General features: G+C 75.2%; 4 protein-coding genes. 3 read left to right on the top strand and 1 reads right to left on the bottom strand.

Translation table 11 applies throughout. The annotated features are described in order from the left end of the window. Nucleotides 1-14: 14 nt before the first annotated feature. Nucleotides 15-1,103: a pyridoxal-phosphate-dependent aminotransferase family protein gene (locus tag ABD308_RS26960; RefSeq protein WP_344339606.1), complete on the bottom strand. Its 1,089-nt coding sequence runs from the start codon at nucleotides 1,101-1,103 to the stop codon at nucleotides 15-17. Between the two features lie 101 nt (nucleotides 1,104-1,204). Between ABD308_RS26960 and ABD308_RS26955 the strand changes: the two genes are divergently transcribed. From ABD308_RS26955 to ABD308_RS26945, 3 genes are all read left to right on the top strand, one after another. Next, nucleotides 1,205-2,308, top strand: coding sequence for an amidohydrolase family protein (locus tag ABD308_RS26955; protein WP_344339602.1), 1,104 nt, complete (start codon nucleotides 1,205-1,207; stop codon nucleotides 2,306-2,308). 73 nt (nucleotides 2,309-2,381) lie between these two features. Continuing rightward, a complete protein-coding gene (locus ABD308_RS26950) occupies nucleotides 2,382-3,059 on the top strand; it encodes a uracil-DNA glycosylase (RefSeq protein ID WP_344339598.1) in 678 nt (225 codons plus the stop codon). 191 nt (nucleotides 3,060-3,250) lie between these two features. Further along, nucleotides 3,251-4,038: SCO1860 family LAETG-anchored protein (locus tag ABD308_RS26945; protein ID WP_344339594.1), on the top strand; the 788-nt coding region annotated here is incomplete at its 3' end.

Here is a 4,038-nt window from a genome sequence, read left to right as displayed (position 1 = left end):
GGGTGACACGCCGGTCAGGCGGTCGCCTTCCAGGCGGCCTCGGCGGCGGTGAGGGCGGGGGCGGCGTCGGCGCCGGTCGCGGTGGCGAGCGCGGTGAGGGTGGCGCGGACGGTGCCGAGGGCGGCGGCGGGGCCGTAGTGGTTGACCCGGAGCATCCCGGTGGCCAGGGCGCCGCCGCCGGCCTGGACCGGGAGGGACGGGTCGAGGCGGCGCAGCTCGGCGGCGAGCGCGGTGGCGTCCAGACCGGCCGGGGTGCGCAGGGTGGTGGCGACCGGCGCGGCGTGCGCGTCGGCCGGGACGAACGGGGCGAGCGTGCCGAGCGCCCGGACGCCCGCGCGGGTGGCGGCCGCGGCCGCCCGGTGGCGGGCGATCACGGCGGGCAGGCCGTCCGCCGCGATCCGGTCCAGGCAGGCGCCGAGCGCGAGCATCTCCAACTGCGCGGGCGCGTGCGGCAGGACGGTGCGCCCGGCGTCCGTCCAGCGCTCCTTCCAGTCCAGCAGCGAGAGGTAGGAGCGGCGCGGGGCGGCCGGGTTGGCGGTGATCCGCTCCCAGGCCCGCTCGGAGACCGAGACGGCCGAGACGCCGGCCGGACCGCCCATCGCCTTCTGCCCGCCGATCACGCACAGGTCCACGCCCCAGGCGTCGGTCAGCAGCGGCTCGGCGGCCACCGAGGCGACCGCGTCCACCATCAGCAGCGCGCCGTGCTCGCGCACCACGGCGGCGATCTCGGCGACCGGGTTGGTGTTGCCGGTGGCGGCCTCGGCGTGCACCAGCGAGACGAAGTCGATGGCCGGCTCGGCCGCCAGGGCCTCGGCGACCTGCTCGGCGCCGACCGCGCTGTCGAACGGCACGGCGAGGTCGACGACCTTCGCGCCGCAGTCGCGCAGCCAGTTGCCGAAGGTCTGGCCGTACGGGCCGGTGACGATGTTGAGCGCGGTCGAGCCCGGGTGCGCGGCGCCGCGGATCGCGGCCTCCAGCGGCAGCAGCGCCTCGCCCTGGGTGACGATGACGTCGGCGGTGGTGTGCAGCAGCGCGGCGACCTTGTCCTCGATCGCCGCGAAGTCGTCGGCGGTCAGCGGGGGCAGGTCGAGGAAGGGGCTCACGGTTGCGGGGCCTTTCGGGGAGGGGGGCGGCGGGCCGGCGGGAACGAGTCTGCCCCATGTCCGCCGCTTCCAGGGAACGGCGCCGTCGGTAGAGTGCGGCCATGAGCGATGGCGCGGTGCTGCACGTCCGGGGTCGGGTGCTGGTCGGTCCGGAGGACGTCCGGGACGAACTCTGGGTGGTGGACGGCCGGGTGACCTTCTCCCGTCCGGCCGCCGTCGGAGCCGGGTCCGCCGACGTCCGGACGGTGCGGGGCTGGGTGCTGCCCGGCCTGGTGGACGCGCACTGCCACGTCGGCCTGGACGCGCACGGCGCCGTCGACGCCGCGACCAGCGAGAAGCAGGCGCTCACCGACCGTGACGCCGGCACCCTGCTGATCCGCGACGCGGGCTCCGCCGCCGACACCCGGTGGATCGACGACCGCGAGGACCTGCCCCGGATCATCCGGGCCGGCCGGCACATCGCCCGCACCCGCCGCTACATCCGCAACTACGCGCACGAGATCGAGCCCGGCGACCTCGCCGCCTACGTGCGGGCCGAGGCCCGGCGCGGTGACGGCTGGGTCAAGCTGGTCGGCGACTGGATCGACCGCGAGCGCGGCGACCTCGCCGCCTGCTGGCCGGGCGACGCGCTCGCCGAGGCGATCGCGGCGGCGCACGAGGAGGGCGCCCGGGTCACCGCGCACTGCTTCGCCGCCGAGTCGCTGCCGGACCTGCTGGCGGCCGGGATCGACTGCGTCGAGCACGCCACCGGCCTGACCGAGGAGCTGATCCCGGTCTTCGCCGAGCGCGGGGTGGCGATCGTGCCGACCCTGGTCAACATCGCCACCTTCCCGCGGCTGGCGGTCGGCGGCGAGGTCAGGTTCCCGGCCTGGGCCGCCCACATGCGCCGGCTGCACGAGCGCCGCTACGACACGGTCGGCGCCGCGCACGACGCCGGCGTCCCGGTGTACGTCGGCACGGACGCGGGCGGCTCACTGGCCCACGGCCTGGTCGCGGAGGAGGTCGCCGAGCTGGTGAAGGCGGGGCTCACCCCCGCCGAGGCGCTGTCGGCGGCCACGTGGGGCGCGCGCGCCTGGCTGGGGCGCCCCGGCCTGGAGGAGGGCGCGCCGGCGGACTTCGTGGTGTACGCGCACGACCCGCGCGCCGACGTCCGGGTGCTGGCCGATCCGCGGCTGGTGGTGCTGCGCGGGCGCCCGGTGGCGTGAAGGGCGGAGGGGGTCCGCTGACGTGATCATCGCGGTGAACGGACTGTCCGGGTAGGCCGATAGGGTTACGCCCATGGCACCGCGTCCACTGAACGAGATCGTCGAGCCCGGGTGGGCCACCGCGCTGGAGCCGGTCACCGGGCGGGTCGCCGCCATGGGCGACTTCCTCCGCGCCGAACTGGCCGCCGGCCGCACCTATCTGCCCTCCGGTCCGAACGTGCTGCGCGCCTTCCAGCAGCCCTTCGCCGACGTGCGGGTGCTGATCGTCGGCCAGGATCCGTACCCGACCCCCGGCCACGCCGTCGGCCTGAGCTTCTCGGTGGGGGCGGACGTCCGCCCGATCCCGGCCAGTCTGATCAACATCTTCCAGGAGTACGGCTCCGACCTCGGCCTCCCGCAGCCGTCCAACGGCGACCTCACGCCGTGGACGCGGCAGGGCGTGCTGCTGCTCAACCGCGCCCTGACCACCGCGCCGCGCAAGCCCGCCGCGCACCGGGGCAAGGGCTGGGAGGAGGTCACCGAGCAGGCGATCCGCGCCCTGGCGGCGCGGGGCGGACCGTTGGTGGCGATCCTCTGGGGCCGTGACGCGCGCAATCTGCGGCCGCTGCTGGGCGAGATCCCGGCGATCGAGTCGGCGCACCCGAGTCCGTACTCGGCGAGCGGCGGCTTCTTCGGCTCGCGCCCGTTCAGCCGGGCCAACGAGCTGCTGGTGCGGCAGGGGGCGCAGCCGGTGGACTGGCGGCTGCCGTAGCAGGTCGGCGTCATCCACGGACGCCGACATCACCCCAACGGGTGAAATAACGTTCTGTGTTACTCATGTGACGGATCGTTTGAGAAGACTGGCGGCTCATCCATTTCAGCCGTGGGGGTACCGCCATGTCTTCGTCTTCTCGACGAACCGTTTCCGCATCCGCCGTCGCTCTGGCCTGCACCGTTCTCACCGTGCCGCCCACCTGGGCCGCCGAGCCGTCGCCCACCGCCTCGTCCACCGTCTCGTCCACCGCCGCGCCGGCCCCCTCGCCGGGCAAGGCGCGCGCCGTCACCGTCGAACTCGACCTCGACGTCCGGCTGTTGAACGGCGCCGTGGACGTCCCGGTCGATGCCACGCTCAACAAGGTCGAGTCCCCGGCCCGGTTGGACGGCACCGTCCTCACCGCCAAGGTCGACGGCGTCGACCAGGCCGGCCCGGTCACCCTGGTCCAGGCGGACGTCGGGAAATCGGTGACCGAGGTCGACGCCAAGGGCGCCACCGCCTCCGTCACGCTCGCCGACGCCGACGTGCACGCTCCCGGCCTGCCCGCGACCACCCTGCTCGGCCTGGAGGCGCTCAGCGCCACCGCCACCTGTCCCGTCGACGGGAAGCCCACCGCCGACGTGGTCGCGCCCGTCAAGCTCACCGTCCTCGGCAAGCCGGTCACGCTCAGCGTGTACGGGCCGACCAAGGTGGACGTGCCGCTGGTCGGCAGCGTGTCGGTCGAGTTCTCCAAGAAGACCACCACCTCGACGACGGCCGCCGCCTCCGCCCTGGAGGTCCAGGTGTCGGTGGACCCGCTCAACCTCAACGTCGCCAAGGTGACCGGCACCGTCACGGTCGCCTCGGTGAGCTGTGAGAAGCCCGTCCCGGCCGCGCCGACATCCGCCGCGACGCCCGCCGCGACGCCCGCCGTGACGCCGTCGGCCACCCCGGCGGCCGCCGTCACGCGGACCCCGGACGCCCAGCCCGTCGCGGA

It is taken from the genome of Kitasatospora putterlickiae (genome assembly GCF_039527695.1).
Lineage (GTDB): Bacteria > Actinomycetota > Actinomycetes > Streptomycetales > Streptomycetaceae > Kitasatospora > Kitasatospora putterlickiae.
The sequence above is the reverse complement of the archived record's forward strand: the minus strand, read 5'-3'. Positions and strand labels throughout refer to the sequence as shown.